Here is a 14,432-nt window from a genome sequence, read left to right on the forward strand (position 1 = left end):
TGGGCAGGTCATCGGATTCAAGAGGGCTCATCCGTGCAAAATGCCTTTGCCACAGAGTCCATCCCCCGGGGGGTGGGCCATGCGTTCACCGCTTCCTGCAGAACAGAGGCAGTACCCATCTGCCGTCCGTTGGTGCCAGCATGCCGGCTCATGTGTACCGCTTTGCACCTGCAGGAATCTGCTGGCTGCATCTCGCGCAGGGTGCGTGCTGGCCAGAATCTGTACCGGCAGGGCGAGGCGCAGCGCTCCGTGTTCGCTGTGCGCAGCGGTAGCTTCAAATCGACGCTGACGCTGGCTGAGGGCAGCGCACGCATCTGTGCGTTTCCCATGGCAGGCGATGTGATGGCCCTCGATGGCCTGGGCAGCGCAACCCACGCCACCACCATGACGGCTCTCGATGACGCCCAGGTCTGCGCCATCGAGCGCGCGCCAGGAGGGCCAGCCACAGGGCCGGCTTTCGAGTTGAGTGGGCACCTGGCGCGGCTCATGAGCGACGAGATCCTGCGAGCCCAACGGGTGCTGGTGCTGATGGCAACTTCAAGTGCCCAGGATCGCCTGGGTGCCTTTCTCATGGATCTCTCGCGCCGCCATCGGGCTCAGGGCTATTCAGGCCGGGATTTCACGCTCCGCATGACCCGCTCCGACATCGGCAGCTTCCTTGGCATGGCGCTGGAGACGGTGAGCCGCAGCCTGGCGGGCATGCATGCGCAAGGGGTCATCGAAGTCACCAACCGTCGCGTTCAGATCACCAACCTCGAAAGCTTCTCGAAGCGCTATGGCACCTGGTTGTAGGTGCGGCCTCAACGCTGCCCTGTCTCGTCGCTGGCTGGAGAACGCAAACCTCTCTTCGTGTGCCATTCCGCCAGTGTCACATTGGGGTATTCGTCGAAACGCGGGTCATCGCGGCCGCCTTCACTCTTCACCCACGGCGCCTTCGAGCCAAGCATGATGTGCATGCTCTCTGGCGCAGCCGGGAGCGGCGTGTCGATCACGCTCGCGTGCGGGTGCACCAGATCCGGCCACCTCGGATCCCAGACCCACAGCGCGCTGCCACAGCGTGAGCAGAAATAGCGTCTCGCTTCGCTCTCATGCGTCTTTGTTCCGGCGCCGTCTTGCAGGCGCGCCCTGTAGATGCTCAAGTAGCGCTTGCCAGTCACCTTCATGCTGTGCGTGGCGGCGCCCAGGTTGATGGCGTAGCCCCCAGCGCCCGCGGTTTTGCGGCAGATTGAACAGTAGCACCGCATGAAAGGGACGGGCTCCGCCGCATCGACGGTAAACCTCACTTTGCGGCAATGGCATGAGCCTTCCAGGTGCACAACGTTCCTCCAAGGTGGTGGTTGCGGAGCCCCATTGTTGCGCAGGATGTGCGGGGGCTCAACCGTGATGTGCGGGCGCCTGCTCGCGCTTCTGCGCCAAATGCCGGGCCACGCGGTCCTTCCTTGGGCTCACGGTTGTACCGGGCAGTGTGAGGCGGGCAGGCGAACCGCATCATGCATGGTCTGGCAGAGATCCTGCGGGTCGCAGCCCTCCAACGCCTGCAGCAAATTCTCGGCGGCCCGCATCTCGATGGCTTGTCGGACCTTCTTCACAGCCGAACCAATGTGGGGTGTTAAAACCGTGGCGGGGTGCTCCAGAAGCTCCGGATGAATCTCGCGTGGTCGGTCTGCCAGCAGCCAGTCTTCCATCTCGTAAACATCCGCGGCGTAGGCGCCCAGACGCCCGTCCTGGAGCGCCTGTGCCACGGCAGCCTCGTCCACCACCGAACCCCGCCCAATGTTGACCAGGACCTGACCCGGCCGAACACCTTCCAGCATGGCTTCATTGATCAGGTGACGCGTCATGTCCAGCAGCGGCACGGCCAGAATCACATAGTCGGATTTCGACAGCGCTTCGCCCAGGCTCACCATGGTCAGGCGCTCGTCCTCGCCATGCGGGTCCACGCCCAGCAGCTGTGCACAGCCGAAGCCGATGAGGCGGTCAACGATGGCCCGCCCCACGGCGCCCAGGCCCACGACCGACACCACCGAGCCGTGCAAACCGGTTCCGTACAACTGCGGACGCCATCCGGCATAGCCCCTGCGGACATTCGCGTCGCCGGCCAGCACATGGCGTGCAGCCGCGATGGCCAGGCCGATCGCCAGTTCCGCCGTGGGTTCCGTGAGAAGGTCGGGCACAAAACTCACACTGACCCCTGCCTGCGCACAGGCCTTGAGATCAAAGTTGTCATACCCTTTCAATGCACAAGCGATGGTCTTGAGCCGGGGGGCGTTCAGCAGGGTGCGCTGGTCCACTCGGTCCGGCATGAAGGCCATCATGGCGTCGGCATCCTTGAGGTGCTGGTAGAGCACCTCCTCGCTCCAGGGCTCAGGGCCGGGATTCATCACCACCTTGCCGGCCGATTGAAGACGAGCCAGCACCGCTTCATGGATGGGCTGCGTCACCACAATTTTGTGCTTCATTGCCTTCCTCTCTTTTTCATTTCAGTTTTTCATGGTGCCGGAGCGTCACCCGCGCCGCACGAAACGGTCCAACCCAGAGGCACCGCCGGGCTGGCTTTGCCAGACGGCCAGTGCCGCCCCCTTGAGAGGGGGCTGAGGGCCGCGGCTCCAAGCCAGCCTGCGCAGGCTTGGACAGCCCGAAGAAGCATCGACTCTGGCGATGCTGCGGCCTGCAAGGCACGCGAAGCGGCGCGGGGGGTGCTTCACTTCAGACGTTTGCGAAGCGCCGACCCAATGCCGTCGACCACCAGCACGCATGCCAGGATGGACAGCAGGATGGCAGAGACTTCGTCGTACTTGATCAGGCGCAGAGCCGCCATGAGCTCAAAGCCAATGCCACCCGCACCCACGATGCCCATCACAGCCGATGCCCGGAAGTGGTATTCCCATCGGTAGATGGTGATGTCTGCCAGCTGGGGCAGCACCTGCGGAAGCACCGCATGGGTGATGACCTGAAACCGGCTTGCGCCGGCGGCCCTTGCAGCCTCCAGCGGTTTGGGATCCACGTGCTCTATGGCTTCGGCATAGAACTTGGCGACCATGCCGGTGGAATGCAAGGCCAGCGCCAGCACGCCAGGGAGTGCCCCAAAGCCCACAGCCGCGACGAACAGAATGCCCAGGATGATTTCAGGCACAGACCGAAATGCTGCCAGGACAGTGCGGGCGATTCGGCCCACCACTGCATTCGGCGCGGTGTTGGGCGCCGCCACCAAGGCCAGTGGCAGGGACGCCAGAACGGTCAAGGCCGTGCCCGCGATCGACATGGCCAAGGTGTCGCGCAAGGGAATGATCCAGTGCTCCCAGCGCGCGAAATTCGGCGGCACCATCTCAGAGGCCAACTGCTGAATCGCCGGGCCGCCTTCGATGAAACGCTGCGCGTCAAAAAAGCCAGTGACATACAAAGCCACGGCACAGACGAGGAGAACGATACAGGCCGCGCCCAGCCGCTTGAGTCGCTGCTGTCCGTCGATGGCAACGATGGATTCCAGAGCAAGGGAAGTCACTGCATGCGCCCCAGATCGAGCTTGAGAATCTGTGCCGTCTCACGCAAAACGTCATAGGCTTTGTCGTCGGTCGCGGCAAAGGCCTGCACGCGGAATGACTTGAGAATCTCGGCGTCCTTCAATTGAAGAAAGGCGGCACGGATGGCTTCCTTCAGCTCTGGTGTGAGGTTGCCCTGCATCGCGATGGGGTAGTTGGGAATGGGGGCGCTCAGTTCAAGTTGCACGATCTTGTTGGCGTCCACCATGCCCTTGGCGATGAGGTTGTCCAGAATGGGTTTTGACAACGCACCGGCCGGGACCTGCCCGGCCTGCACGGCGCGGGCCACGGCATCATGTGTGCCCAGGTGCACCGGGCGGTAGTCGGTCTCACCGTTGAGTTGGTGGTTCTTGAGCAGGTGCGCACGTGGCGCCAGGTGGCTGGAGGTTGAAGCCTGGTCGCCAAAGCCAAACGGCTTTCCGCGAACGTCAGCCAGCGTCTTCACCGGGCCGCCTGCGGTGGCGATGAGCACGGACTGGTAGGTGGGTGAGCCGCGCTCCACGCCCACGGCAAACGGCTCAATATTGGGCGCCTTGGACTTGGCCAGCACGTAAGAGAACGGCCCGAAGTAGGCCACCTCGATGCGGCCGAAGCGCATTGCTTCAATCATCGAGGAGTAGTCCGTGGTCACCGTGATCTCAATGTCCTTCTTCAGGGTCTGTTCCAGGTACCGCTTCAGAGGCTGAGCGTTCTGAATGATGGTGGCGGCGTTTTCGTCCGGCAACAGTGCAACGCGAAGCTTGGACGGGTTTTTTCCCTCGGCATGGGCGCCCAGTGGCAACAGAGTGGCCAAGGTGGCTGCGGCGATGAGGTGGAAACGGCGACGATTCAGCATGGCAGAAACTCCTTGGGTTGAGCGGGGGAATCAAACGGGCTGCCAGCGATGGCAGCAGAGGAAGAACGAGTTGGTTCGATGGATGGCGACTTCGCATACAGGGTTGCCTGCACTTCTTCAGTCAACTGCGCCGCCGTCCCATCGAACACCACCTGGCCCTGGCGCAGGCCCACAATGCGGTCGGCGAACATGCGCGCGAGGTTGACCTGGTGCAGGCTCACGATGGCGGTGAGCCGGTCCTTCTTGCAGATGTCGTGGAGCAGGGTCAGCACACTCTGCGCGGTGGCTGGGTCGAGGCTGGCCACCGGTTCATCGGCCAGCAGCAGGCGAGGCTTCTGCACCAGGGCACGCGCGATGCCGATGCGTTGCTGTTGCCCGCCAGACAAGGTGTCTGCCCGTGCCAGGGCTTTTTCAAGCAGGCCCACGCGGTCAATGGCGGCCAGTGCCTCCAGCTTGTCTGACTTGCTCCATGGCCACAACGAAGCCAAAGACCCGCGGCTGGAGAGCTTGCCCATCAACACATTGGCCAGCACACTTTGCCGCCCGATGAGGTGGTGCTGCTGGAACACCATGCCGCAGTGGCGCCGATGCTCGAGAAGGTTTCGCCTGGAGACAACGCCGCCCGGCAGACCAGCCACCGACACCTCGCCGCGCGTGGGCTGGACCAGACCATTGATGCTGCGCAGCAGCGTGGACTTGCCAGCGCCCGACGCCCCCAGCAGCACAAGAAAGCCACCTTGCTGTACCTCCAGCGAGGTGGGTGCCAGTGCGGTGTGACCGTCGGCATAGGTCACCGTGATACCCCGCAAGCTCAGATGGCTCTCGCCCATTGCAGATGTCATGGCTCGCTTTCGGTTGTGGTGATGCGCTCAAGGCACACCTGGACTTCGGTGACCAGAGGCCGCTCTATGGGTAGAGAACGCCCTGGAAAGAACAGCTTCGGGGGAAGCACAGCTGAAGTCTGCGCGGGCAAGGTGTCATGAAGATGAAACTTCCACCCGGAAAAATGAGGGCATCCATAGATCGCACCAATGTCTGGACTCAGCCTTCTGGCCGCCTTGAAGGCCTTTGACGCAACCGCCCGCGCCGGCAGCATGACGGCCGCTGCGAAGGTGCTCGCCCTGCAACAACCCACCGTATCCGCGCACATACAGCGGCTGGAGAGCGAATATGGTGTGGAGCTGTTTCACCGCCGTGGCAGGCGGCTGGAACTCACTTCATTCGGCCGCACCCTGCTGGACTACACCCGACGCACCTTCAGTGGTGAGGAAGATGCGCACGCACTGCTGGCCGCCGCAAAAAACCATTACGTCGGTCGGCTGGTCGTCCATGCGATCGGGCCGCACAACGTGACGCCCGTGCTGAAGCTGTTCACGGAGCAGTTCCCTCAGGTCAACGTGGCCGTGGGCGTGGGTGACTCACGAACCATCACGGAAAAAATCCTCGACTACCAGGGAGACGTGGGCGTGGTGCTCAACCACGCTACCCACCCGGAGCTGTATGGGGCAGCCTTCAGAACCCAGAGACTGGTGGTGTTCGCCAATGTTCACCACCCACTCGCGCAGCGACCATCGCTCAGCTTGAGCGAGCTTCACGGCCAGCGCTTCGTGATTCGCGAGGAAGGCTCAACCACCCGGCGCGTGTTCGAGAACGAGCTCAAGGAGCGAGGCGTTGAGGTGCAGGTGGCGCTGGAGATGGGCAGCCGCGAGTCCGTTCGAGAGGCCGTGGCACAAGGACTTGGCCTGGGCGTGGTGGCCGAGACGGCCTACGTGCCCGATCCGCGACTGGCCAAGTTGAATATCGCTGACACCCGCATGGCAACCCAGGTGCACTTCATCTGCCGACAGGATCGGCGCCATGCGCCGTTGATATCGACATTTCTTGGGTTGGCGGATGCGGTCAGTCAGCGACTGGCGTAGTGGCATCTTCTGGCGCGGGCTTCCGTCGATCACGGTACCGCTGCCTTCAGTCGTGACAGCGGGGCAGGCTGTGCACCCGATGTTTTATGGTTGCGCACTGGCGGGAACGAACAGTTGAACCTGCTGAATCTCGGGATCGGGTTGGCCGTATCCCGTTTCCTCTGGTTTGTACGGATTCCACTACCCGCCGCCATGCCTGCTGCCTGGAAAATGCCTTTTCGCCACGCGTTGGCACTTGCCATGGCCACCAGCCTGGGGTTTGCTGCCCAGGCCGATGGTTTGGGGTTGAACGCCACAACCCGGGCGGCAGAAGATGTTGTTTCCGATAGGGACACGCCATCCTGGTCCATCCGTGATGCCGATGCTGGCACGCGCCGTCAGGGGTTGCTGCGGCCTACGGACTGGGATGCAGGCAAACGAATTGAATGGCGACACCAGGTCGCTCCAGATGAGCATTTTTCGGCCGTGGCGCATGTGCTCATCAGCCCATTTGATGCCCACCAAAGCGCATCGCTGGAGGGTTTGTACGGGCAGGTCAAGCCCTTGGGTGGAGTGGAGTTGCGCGCAGGACGCATGGTTCTTCCCTTGTTCCTCGGGCGCCAAGGTGCCTCGCAAAGGCACTGGCAGTCCGCGCCCGAGGCGTTCTACGGTGTGTTGCCGGTGGCCGCATTTGATGGACTTCAAGCGGAGGCGAGTGCGCAATGGCTCGGTGCCCGCAGTGCGTTGCGCTGGTCCGCCGGCAAGGCAAAGGCCAAGGTGTCGGATTTGCCAGGTCATCACCGTCGCTTCGACGGCATGCATTCGCTCAATCTGGTGTTCGAGCGTGGGGACTGGAGCGCCCGGCTCGGTCGCACGGAAAATGCCAGTGTGGCCTCCGAGGTGGGTCTTCCAAACGTCGTCGGGCGCGATGTGTTGACCGGGGTCGGGCTTCAGTACGACAACGGCTATATGGTGATGGCGACCGAGCACGCAATGCGCCAGCAAGGCAGTGTGGTGGGCGAGCGCACAGTGCTTCACTTGACGGGCGGCCGTCTGATGGGCCCGATGTCCCCCTACATGAAGATCAGTCGGCAGTCTCCGCAAGAGGCCGTGGTGGCCGCTGCCAGCGCGCCCGGGCGCACGCTGGCGCTGGGCGGGCAGTGGGGCCTTGAAGGCGGGGTGTTGCTCAGGGCGGAATGGGTGTCGACCACGCTGTCGAGCCTGTCTGAGGCTGTCAGGATGCCCACGCCGGCCGACTCCCGACGCACGTGGGTGACTGTGATGGCCGATCTCGCGTTTTGAGACCGAGCAGCGGATTCCGTCTCTACGAGTTGATGGTGCGCAAAAAAAGTGTCGCCGCACGTCCCATCGAGCGTCGGTCAGAAACAGAAAACGGGCCGAGAGGGCCCGTCTTTCTTAACATCCTGGCGGAGACGGTGAGATTCGAACTCACGGACCCTTTCGGGTCGGCGGTTTTCAAGACCGCTGGATTAAACCACTCTCCCACGTCTCCGGGAGGCCTGCATTGTAGCCGCTCGGACCGTCAGGCAGAGGCGGCAGTTTCGGCTTGGGGCGCCGGTTCCTGGCGCAGCATGCCCCGCGTTTCAATGAAGCGCACTACCTCGGCCACGCCGTCTTGTGTCTTGAGGTTGGTCATGACCCAGGGGCGGCGGGCGGTGTCTGGGCGCATGCGGGCGGTGTCGGCTTTCATCACTTCCAGGTCGGCGCCCACGTGGGGGGCGAGGTCGGTCTTGTTGATGACGAAGAGGTCGCTCTTGGTGATGCCGGGGCCGCCTTTGCGCGGAATTTTTTCACCAGCGGCCACGTCGATCACGTAGATGGTGAGGTCGCTCAGCTCAGGGCTGAAGGTGGCGGCCAGGTTGTCGCCGCCGCTTTCCACGAACACGATGTCGGCGTTGGGGTGGACGCCCAGCATGCGGTCAATGGCTTCGAGGTTGATGGAGCAGTCTTCACGGATGGCGGTGTGCGGGCAGCCGCCGGTTTCCACGCCCATGATGCGGTCGGCGGGCAGGGCTCCGCTGACGGTGAGCAGGCGCTGGTCTTCCTTGGTGTAGATGTCGTTGGTGATGGCGACCAGGTCGTACTGGTCGCGCATGGCCTTGCACAGCATTTCCAGCAGCGTGGTTTTGCCGGAGCCCACCGGGCCGCCGATGCCCACGCGCAACGGGGGGAGGGTTTTGGTGCGGTGGAGGATGTGGTGCAGGGCGGTCATGCTTGATGATATTTGGGACGCGACGGGGATACAACAGAATGTGGGCGCTCAGGGGGCGCCTTCAATCAAGCGCACACCGTGGAACCGGCTTTGCCGGGCCACTGGTGTGGTCCCCCTTCAGGGGGAAGACGCGAAGCGGCGCAGGGGGTGTGCTCATGACCTGAACAGGCGTGAATACTGGGTTTCGTGGCGGGCGGAGAGGATGGCCAGCATGGGCGTGAAAGCCTGGCGGGTGTCGTCTGTGAGCGTGATGGCATGGTCGACTGCTACAGGAATTTCCTGCACCAGCCGGGCCAGTATGCGCTGCCCTGCGCTCTGGCCCAGGGGTACCGACTTGATGGCGGCTTGCACCATGTTTTCTGCCCAGCCAAAGGCGTACCCGATGAGGCTGTCGCGCACGGTTGTGTGGGCACAGGCGGCGGCGCAGGCCATGGCCACGGGGTAGGTGGGGGGCGCCAGTTGTGCAGACTGAAGCTGTTCAAACACTCCGCCCACCGATGCGTCAAGCGCGCTCAGGCTGCGCGCCCATTCCAGCAGCGAGCGGCCCATCTGTTCGGTCTGCAGGCGGAATTCTTGTGATTCGCGGGTGTTCAGCACCCAGGTGTTCAGCTGTCGGATGCGCGTCAGATCGCTGGCCTGCCAGGCGGGAATGGCCTGGGCCACCACAGCGAGGTCGCTGCGTGCCAGGCCCAGGTGCAGCTGGTCGGCCAACCAGTTGGCGGCGGTGGATTCATCGATGACCGCTCCCACATCGACTGCCGCTTCCAGCCCCTCTGAATAAGAGAACCCGCCCACGGGCAGGGTGGGCGAGGCCAGCCAGAGGATCTGGAGCAGGCCGGCGGCCGGGCGTGCCGCCGTGGCAGCAGCCCGGTCAGTGGGGGTCATGACCGGCGGCGTGATCGTGTCCGTGGGCGTGTGGGGCTGGGTGGTGGTTGTGATCATGGCTGTGGCCATGGTCGTGAGCATGACCGTGACCATGGTGGTGCCCTGCGCCGCCACCGTGGCCGCCATAGGCGCCGCCTTCGGGCTCGAAGGGTTCACGCACTTCGACCACGTTCAGGTGCATGGCGCGCAGCATGTCGGCCAGCACGTGGTCGGGTTCGATCTTGAGGTGGTCGGGCTTGAGCTCGATGGGCACATGGCGGTTGCCCAGATGGTAGGCGGCGCGCATGAGATCAAAGGCGCCGTTGTGATCGTGATCATGGTCGTGATGGTGGTCATGACCATGGTCGTGGCCGTGGTCATGGGTGTGATCGGTGCAGGCGGTGATGCGCAGCACCGCCTGCGGCGCGGCGACCACGCGCAATAAGGAGCCGTCTTGCGTGAGCAGCACGTCGCCGCCGCGCACCACGGTGCCGCGCGGCAGGAACACGCCCACGTGGCGGCCGTCGGACGCGGTGGCGTCAAAGCGGCTTTTCTGGCGCACGTCCCAGTCCAGTTCGAGCTGCGCGGCGCGGCGCACCAGCACCTGGGCAAGGCCTTGGCCCTGGGGGATCAACTTGGAAACCTGAAGCATGAAGAACGATTTATGAAAACAGAGAAGTGAAAAAGGATAGCAAGCTTGTATGTTGTTTCGACGTTTTCAGGCGTTGGCTTCAGATGGAACGTGTAAAGAAGGCGCTATACGGGTCTTCTCGATAGCTGCCAAACGGCGGGCAAGGCGTGAAGCCATGACGAACGTACAGCGTGCGGGCCGGTTCAAAGAAAGGCTGGGTGCCGGTCTCCAGGCTCAGGCGGCGCACGCCGTTCTGGCGCGCGTGCGCGATGACGTGCTGCACCAGCTGGCTGGCCAGCCCGCGTCCGCGCCAGCCGCCGTGCACCCGCATGGATTTGATTTCGGCATGCTCACGGGTGAGCGCCTTGAGCGCGGCGGTGCCCACCAGCGACTGTTGTGTGTCGGTCACGTGCCACAGGGTCCAGAAGGTGACCTCGGGTTGGCGCAGGCCGTCAATGTCGAGCGCGTGCACGCTCTCGGGTGGGGAGACGCGGCGCATGTCCTCCAGGTGCGCGGCCAGAAAGTCGGCCACCTGCGGGTCGCTCAGGTCGTCGAGCTGAATGACGAAGTCGGAAACCAGTGGCATGGGTGTGGGCGAGTAAGGGGCTCAGAACAGGAAGTAGCGTTGTGCCATCGGTAGCCTGGTGGCGGGTTCGCAGGTGAGCAATACGCCGTCGGCACGCACGGTGTAGCGCTGGGGGTCGATGTCCATCTTCGGCAGGTAGCTGTTGTGGATCATGTCGGCCTTGGTCACGCTGCGGCAGTTTTGTACCGCCACGGTGGCCTTGCTCAGGCCGTAGCGCTCGGCCACCCCCGCCGCCTGCGCGGCCTGCGACAGAAAGGTGAGGCTGCCGCGCGCCAGCGAGCGGCCAAACGCGCCGAACATGGGCCGGTAGTGCACCGGCTGTGGCGTGGGAATGGAGGCATTGGGGTCTCCCATGGCGGCCAGCGAAACGCTGCCGCCCTGCAGCACCAGCGAGGGCTTCACGCCGAAGAACGCCGGCTTCCACACCACCAGATCGGCCCACTTGCCGGGCTCGATGGAGCCCACGACGTGCGAGATGCCGTGGGCAATGGCGGGGTTGATGCCCACCTTAGCGATGTAGCGCTTGACGCGGAAGTTGTCGTTGCGTGCCGAGTCTTCGGGCAGGGCGCCGCGCTGTGCCTTCATCTTGCTCGCGGTCTGCCAGGTACGGATGATCACTTCGCCCACACGGCCCATGGCCTGGCTGTCGCTGCTCATGATGCTGATGGCGCCCATGTCGTGCAGGATGTCTTCGGCGGCAATGGTTTCGCGGCGGATGCGGCTTTCGGCAAAGGCCAGGTCTTCGGGGATGGCGGCATCCAGGTGGTGGCAGACCATGAGCATGTCCACATGCTCGTCCAGCGTGTTCACCGTGTAGGGCATGGTGGGATTGGTGGAAGAGGGCAGGAAGTTGGGCTCGCCCACCACCCGGATGATGTCGGGCGCGTGGCCGCCGCCGGCGCCTTCTGTGTGGAAGGCGCACAGGGTGCGGCCCTTGGTGGCGGCGATGGTGTCTTCCACGAAGCCGGATTCGTTGAGCGTGTCGGAGTGGATGGCGACCTGCACGTCCATTTCTTCGGCCACGTCCAGGCAGTTGCTGATGGCGCTGGGCGTGGTGCCCCAGTCTTCGTGCAGCTTCAGGCCGATCACGCCGGCTTCAATCTGTTCACGCGCAGGCTCTGGCTTGCTGGTGTTGCCCTTGCCCAGAAAACCCAGGTTCATGGACAGGCCGTCGGCCGCCTGCAGCATGCGTTCGATGTGCCAGGGGCCGGGCGTGCAAGTGGTGGCCAGGGTGCCGGTGGCCGGGCCGGTGCCGCCGCCCAGCATGGTGGTGACGCCGGAGGCCAGGGCTTCGTCCACCTGCTGTGGGCAGATGAAATGGATGTGGCTGTCGATACCGCCGGGGGTGACGATGCTGCCTTCGCAGCTGATGATTTCGGTGCCGGGGCCGATGATGATGTCCACACCGGGCATGGTGTCCGGGTTGCCGGCCTTGCCGATGGCTTTGACGCGGCCGTCTTTGAGGCCAATGTCTGCCTTGACGATGCCCCAGTGGTCGATGATGAGGGCGTTGGTGAGCACGGTGTCCATGGCACCTTCAGCGCGCGTGCGCTGGCTCTGCGCCATGCCGTCTCGGATGGTCTTGCCACCGCCGAACTTCACCTCCTCGCCGTAGCCGCCCGCACCCAGCGTGAAGTCTTTTTCCACTTCGACGATCAGCTCGGTGTCGGCCAGGCGCACGCGGTCGCCCACGGTGGGGCCGAACATGTCTGCATAGGCGTTGCGGGAGATGGATGTCATGGCAGTGTCTGTCCTCTATGGATGGCGGCGCAGCGGGAAGCAAGGTGTAACAAGCACACACTCCGTTGCACATTGCTGCATTGCCTGATGGGGGCGCCGGTGCTTACATTGGCAGCCGGTCTGGCGCGTGACGTTCAGCACGGATCGTGCCAGCCCACAGGCTGCCTTCGTCACGCGCCGCACGCCCGATTTCATTCTCTTTCATGACCGAGAAAACCATGCCTGTACGCTCGATTCGCCTGCCCCTTGTCTTGCGCGCCGGCGCACTGGTCTTTGCCTTGGCCGGTCTGGCGGCCTGTGGCGGAGGCGATTCGTCTGATGAGCCCGAAGGGCCGCCCAGTGTGGGCACGCCCGGTGGCCAGGTGCCTGTGCCGGCGGCTGGTCAGGCGGTGGACACCAGCCAGCCCGATCAGGTGGTGGGCACCGGCACGCCAGCGAGCTGTACCGGCCAGGCCGTGGTGAACGCGGTGGCGCTGGGTGGCAAGATCCGTTTCAACTGCGGCCCCAATCCCGTGACCATCCAGATGACCAGCACAGCCAAGGTGTTCAATAACCGGCCTGACGTGACGCTCGACGGGCAGGGACTGATCACGCTCAACGGCGGTGGCCGCGTGCGCATCCTGTACCAAAACACCTGCGACCCGGCCCAGGTTTGGACCACCTCGCGCTGCGACAACCAGGAAACCCCGCGCCTCACGGTGCAGAACATGCGTTTCGCCAACGGCAACTCGACCGGCCAGTTGACCGACGGCGGTGGCGGGGGCGCGATCTTCGTGCGCGGGGGCCAATTCAAGATCGTCAACAGCGTGTTCACCAACAACCGTTGTGAGTCCACCGGCCCCGACATGGGGGGTGGGGCGGTGCGCGTGCTCAGCATTTACCAGGGCCGCCCGGTGTACGTGGTGCAAAGCACTTTTGGCGGCGGCCCGGGCCTGGGCAACAGCTGCTCCAACGGCGGCGCGCTGAGCAGCATTGGCGTGTCTTACAGCATCTACAACAGCCTGCTGTCGCACAACGCCGCACTGGGCAACGGGGCCAACCCGCAACGGCCCGGTACCCCCGGTGGGGGCAGCGGTGGGGCGATCTACAACGACGGCAATGCCTTCACACTGTCGATCTTTGGCAGCCAGGTGAGTGACAACACGGCATCTGAAGGCGGCAGCGCGGTGTTCTTCGTGAGCAACAACCGCACGGGGCGCATGACGCTGAGCGACTCGACCTTTGTGCGCAACCCGCCCACGCGGTTTGGCACCGATGGGCTGCCTGGCTTTTTTGTGCTGGCTGCGCCAGGGCAGCCGGTGGTGACGCGGACGACCATTTCGCATTGAGGCATTTGATTCGCGCCTCACGTGCAGAGGGAGCTCTTTCTTGCTCCCTCGCCCCTTTGGGGAGAGGGGCTTCTGCGCGCACTTACCTCGTTCTCCCGAAGCTTGGTTTGGCCGGGTCTCGCCCCGGCGGGCGAGTGTCTTTCTTTGTCTCCGGTCCATACATCTCGCCAAAGAAAGTCACCAAAGAAAGGCGAGCCGAAGTCCGGGGCCCTTCGGGCTTCCTTGCGCTGCTCGCGTCGTGGGGAAATTCGCAAACTTGTCCGCTGCGCGGCCTTCGGACATGCGAATTTCTGATCCCCACGCCGCTGCGCTGCTCAGCCCGGCCACACGGCACATGCGGGATCGGGAGCGGACTTCCTCTCAGGCGAGCGTGTCTTGACTCCCTCCCCCGCTGGGGGAGGGCAGGGGTGGGGGCCTGCGGCGGGAGAGGAAACAGTTCGGTTTCGACGCGTCGAAGGCTCTAATCCAAGGCGCCCTGAGTGAGTCCGCGAAAGCCTTGCACGATGCGGTCACCCGCATAGTCCACCAGCTCCACAGTGCGCTGCTGCCCAGGCTCAAACCGCACCGCAGTGCCAGACGCGATGTTCAGCCGCATGCCGCGCGCCGCAGCGCGGTCGAAATCCAGCGCACCATTGGTCTCTGCAAAGTGGTAGTGCGAGCCGACCTGGATGGGCCGGTTGGCGCCGTTCTTCACCACCAGGCTCAGCGTGCGCCGGCCCGGGTTGAGTTCGTGATCGCTGCCATCAATGAGGTATTCGCCGGGGATCATGATGCTGTG

At 63.9% G+C, this 14,432-nt stretch carries 15 protein-coding genes and 1 tRNA gene; 4 read left to right on the forward strand and 12 right to left on the reverse strand.

The features are described from left to right. Positions 1-150 precede the first annotated feature (150 nt). On the forward strand, positions 151-792 hold the full coding sequence (locus tag J2W49_RS15465; RefSeq protein ID WP_310317920.1) for a helix-turn-helix domain-containing protein: 642 nt from the start codon (positions 151-153) through the stop codon (positions 790-792). Positions 793-800: 8 nt separating this feature from the next. Here J2W49_RS15465 and J2W49_RS15470 read toward each other — a convergent pair whose 3' ends face one another. The 5 genes from J2W49_RS15470 to phnC all read right to left on the reverse strand — a co-directional run bounded on the left by J2W49_RS15470 (position 801) and on the right by phnC (position 5,216). After that, positions 801-1,316 (reverse strand): GFA family protein, encoded by a 516-nt coding sequence (locus J2W49_RS15470; RefSeq protein ID WP_310317925.1) that lies wholly within the window; start codon positions 1,314-1,316, stop codon positions 801-803. 129 nt (positions 1,317-1,445) lie between these two features. Then, positions 1,446-2,459: a phosphonate dehydrogenase gene (locus J2W49_RS15475; RefSeq protein ID WP_310317928.1), complete on the reverse strand. Its 1,014-nt coding sequence runs from the start codon at positions 2,457-2,459 to the stop codon at positions 1,446-1,448. A gap of 242 nt (positions 2,460-2,701) precedes the next feature. Beyond that, positions 2,702-3,502, reverse strand: coding sequence for a phosphonate ABC transporter, permease protein PhnE (phnE, locus tag J2W49_RS15480; protein ID WP_310317931.1), 801 nt, complete (start codon positions 3,500-3,502; stop codon positions 2,702-2,704). Continuing rightward, on the reverse strand, positions 3,499-4,374 hold the full coding sequence (gene phnD / locus J2W49_RS15485) for a phosphate/phosphite/phosphonate ABC transporter substrate-binding protein (RefSeq protein ID WP_310317935.1): 876 nt from the start codon (positions 4,372-4,374) through the stop codon (positions 3,499-3,501). Before phnD ends, phnE begins: the two co-directional genes overlap by 4 nt. Further along, positions 4,368-5,216: a phosphonate ABC transporter ATP-binding protein gene (gene phnC / locus J2W49_RS15490; RefSeq protein WP_310317938.1), complete on the reverse strand. Its 849-nt coding sequence runs from the start codon at positions 5,214-5,216 to the stop codon at positions 4,368-4,370. The genes phnD and phnC overlap by 7 nt, the downstream gene beginning before the upstream one ends. Positions 5,217-5,405: 189 nt before the next feature. Between phnC and J2W49_RS15495 the strand changes: the two genes are divergently transcribed. Both J2W49_RS15495 and J2W49_RS15500 read left to right on the forward strand, forming a co-directional pair. Continuing rightward, positions 5,406-6,293 (forward strand): LysR substrate-binding domain-containing protein, encoded by an 888-nt coding sequence (locus J2W49_RS15495; protein ID WP_310317941.1) that lies wholly within the window; start codon positions 5,406-5,408, stop codon positions 6,291-6,293. Between the two features lie 192 nt (positions 6,294-6,485). After that, entirely contained in the window at positions 6,486-7,574 is a 1,089-nt protein-coding gene (locus tag J2W49_RS15500) for a hypothetical protein (RefSeq protein WP_310317944.1), read from the forward strand. 123 nt (positions 7,575-7,697) lie between these two features. Here J2W49_RS15500 and J2W49_RS15505 read toward each other — a convergent pair. From J2W49_RS15505 to ureC, 6 genes are all read right to left on the reverse strand, one after another. Continuing rightward, positions 7,698-7,785 (reverse strand) — tRNA-Ser (locus tag J2W49_RS15505). 30 nt (positions 7,786-7,815) lie between these two features. Beyond that, complete coding sequence (ureG, locus tag J2W49_RS15510) at positions 7,816-8,505, reverse strand: urease accessory protein UreG (RefSeq protein ID WP_310317947.1); 690 nt, start codon at positions 8,503-8,505, stop codon at positions 7,816-7,818. A gap of 153 nt (positions 8,506-8,658) precedes the next feature. Continuing rightward, positions 8,659-9,390: an urease accessory protein UreF gene (locus J2W49_RS15515; protein ID WP_310318355.1), complete on the reverse strand. Its 732-nt coding sequence runs from the start codon at positions 9,388-9,390 to the stop codon at positions 8,659-8,661. Then, the gene (locus J2W49_RS15520) at positions 9,377-10,021 is read right to left on the reverse strand and encodes an urease accessory protein UreE (protein WP_310317950.1); all 645 of its coding nucleotides are present in this window, start codon (positions 10,019-10,021) and stop codon (positions 9,377-9,379) included. Before J2W49_RS15520 ends, J2W49_RS15515 begins: the two co-directional genes overlap by 14 nt. A 79-nt stretch (positions 10,022-10,100) precedes the next feature. Further along, positions 10,101-10,586, reverse strand: a complete 486-nt coding sequence (locus J2W49_RS15525; protein ID WP_310317952.1) for a GNAT family N-acetyltransferase — start codon at positions 10,584-10,586, stop codon at positions 10,101-10,103. A 21-nt stretch (positions 10,587-10,607) separates the two neighbouring features. After that, positions 10,608-12,326, reverse strand: coding sequence for an urease subunit alpha (gene ureC, locus J2W49_RS15530; RefSeq protein WP_310317955.1), 1,719 nt, complete (start codon positions 12,324-12,326; stop codon positions 10,608-10,610). A 218-nt stretch (positions 12,327-12,544) separates the two neighbouring features. Here ureC and J2W49_RS15535 point away from each other — a divergent pair, with 218 nt between their 5' ends. Further along, the gene (locus J2W49_RS15535) at positions 12,545-13,654 is read left to right on the forward strand and encodes a hypothetical protein (protein ID WP_310317958.1); all 1,110 of its coding nucleotides are present in this window, start codon (positions 12,545-12,547) and stop codon (positions 13,652-13,654) included. 460 nt (positions 13,655-14,114) lie between these two features. Here J2W49_RS15535 and J2W49_RS15540 read toward each other — a convergent pair whose 3' ends face one another. Next, a complete protein-coding gene (locus J2W49_RS15540) occupies positions 14,115-14,423 on the reverse strand; it encodes an urease subunit beta (RefSeq protein WP_310317960.1) in 309 nt (102 codons plus the stop codon). Positions 14,424-14,432: the final 9 nt, after the last annotated feature.

This window comes from Hydrogenophaga palleronii (assembly GCF_031457455.1).
GTDB classification, from domain to species: domain Bacteria; phylum Pseudomonadota; class Gammaproteobacteria; order Burkholderiales; family Burkholderiaceae_C; genus Hydrogenophaga; species Hydrogenophaga palleronii_A.

What these genes read in the sequence shown, in the direction of transcription:
- J2W49_RS15465 (WP_310317920.1), top strand. Translation starts at nt 151, where the DNA reads ATGTGTACCGCTTTGCACCTGCAGGAATCTGCTGGCTGCATCTCGCGC.
- J2W49_RS15475 (WP_310317928.1), bottom strand. Translation starts at nt 2,459, where the DNA reads ATGAAGCACAAAATTGTGGTGACGCAGCCCATCCATGAAGCGGTGCTG.
- phnD (WP_310317935.1), bottom strand. Translation starts at nt 4,374, where the DNA reads ATGCTGAATCGTCGCCGTTTCCACCTCATCGCCGCAGCCACCTTGGCC.
- phnC (WP_310317938.1), bottom strand. Translation starts at nt 5,216, where the DNA reads ATGACATCTGCAATGGGCGAGAGCCATCTGAGCTTGCGGGGTATCACG.
- J2W49_RS15495 (WP_310317941.1), top strand. Translation starts at nt 5,406, where the DNA reads ATGTCTGGACTCAGCCTTCTGGCCGCCTTGAAGGCCTTTGACGCAACC.
- J2W49_RS15500 (WP_310317944.1), top strand. Translation starts at nt 6,486, where the DNA reads ATGCCTGCTGCCTGGAAAATGCCTTTTCGCCACGCGTTGGCACTTGCC.
- ureG (WP_310317947.1), bottom strand. Translation starts at nt 8,505, where the DNA reads ATGACCGCCCTGCACCACATCCTCCACCGCACCAAAACCCTCCCCCCG.
- J2W49_RS15515 (WP_310318355.1), bottom strand. Translation starts at nt 9,390, where the DNA reads ATGACCCCCACTGACCGGGCTGCTGCCACGGCGGCACGCCCGGCCGCC.
- J2W49_RS15520 (WP_310317950.1), bottom strand. Translation starts at nt 10,021, where the DNA reads ATGCTTCAGGTTTCCAAGTTGATCCCCCAGGGCCAAGGCCTTGCCCAG.
- J2W49_RS15525 (WP_310317952.1), bottom strand. Translation starts at nt 10,586, where the DNA reads ATGCCACTGGTTTCCGACTTCGTCATTCAGCTCGACGACCTGAGCGAC.
- ureC (WP_310317955.1), bottom strand. Translation starts at nt 12,326, where the DNA reads ATGACATCCATCTCCCGCAACGCCTATGCAGACATGTTCGGCCCCACC.
- J2W49_RS15535 (WP_310317958.1), top strand. Translation starts at nt 12,545, where the DNA reads ATGCCTGTACGCTCGATTCGCCTGCCCCTTGTCTTGCGCGCCGGCGCA.
- J2W49_RS15540 (WP_310317960.1), bottom strand. Translation starts at nt 14,423, where the DNA reads ATGATCCCCGGCGAATACCTCATTGATGGCAGCGATCACGAACTCAAC.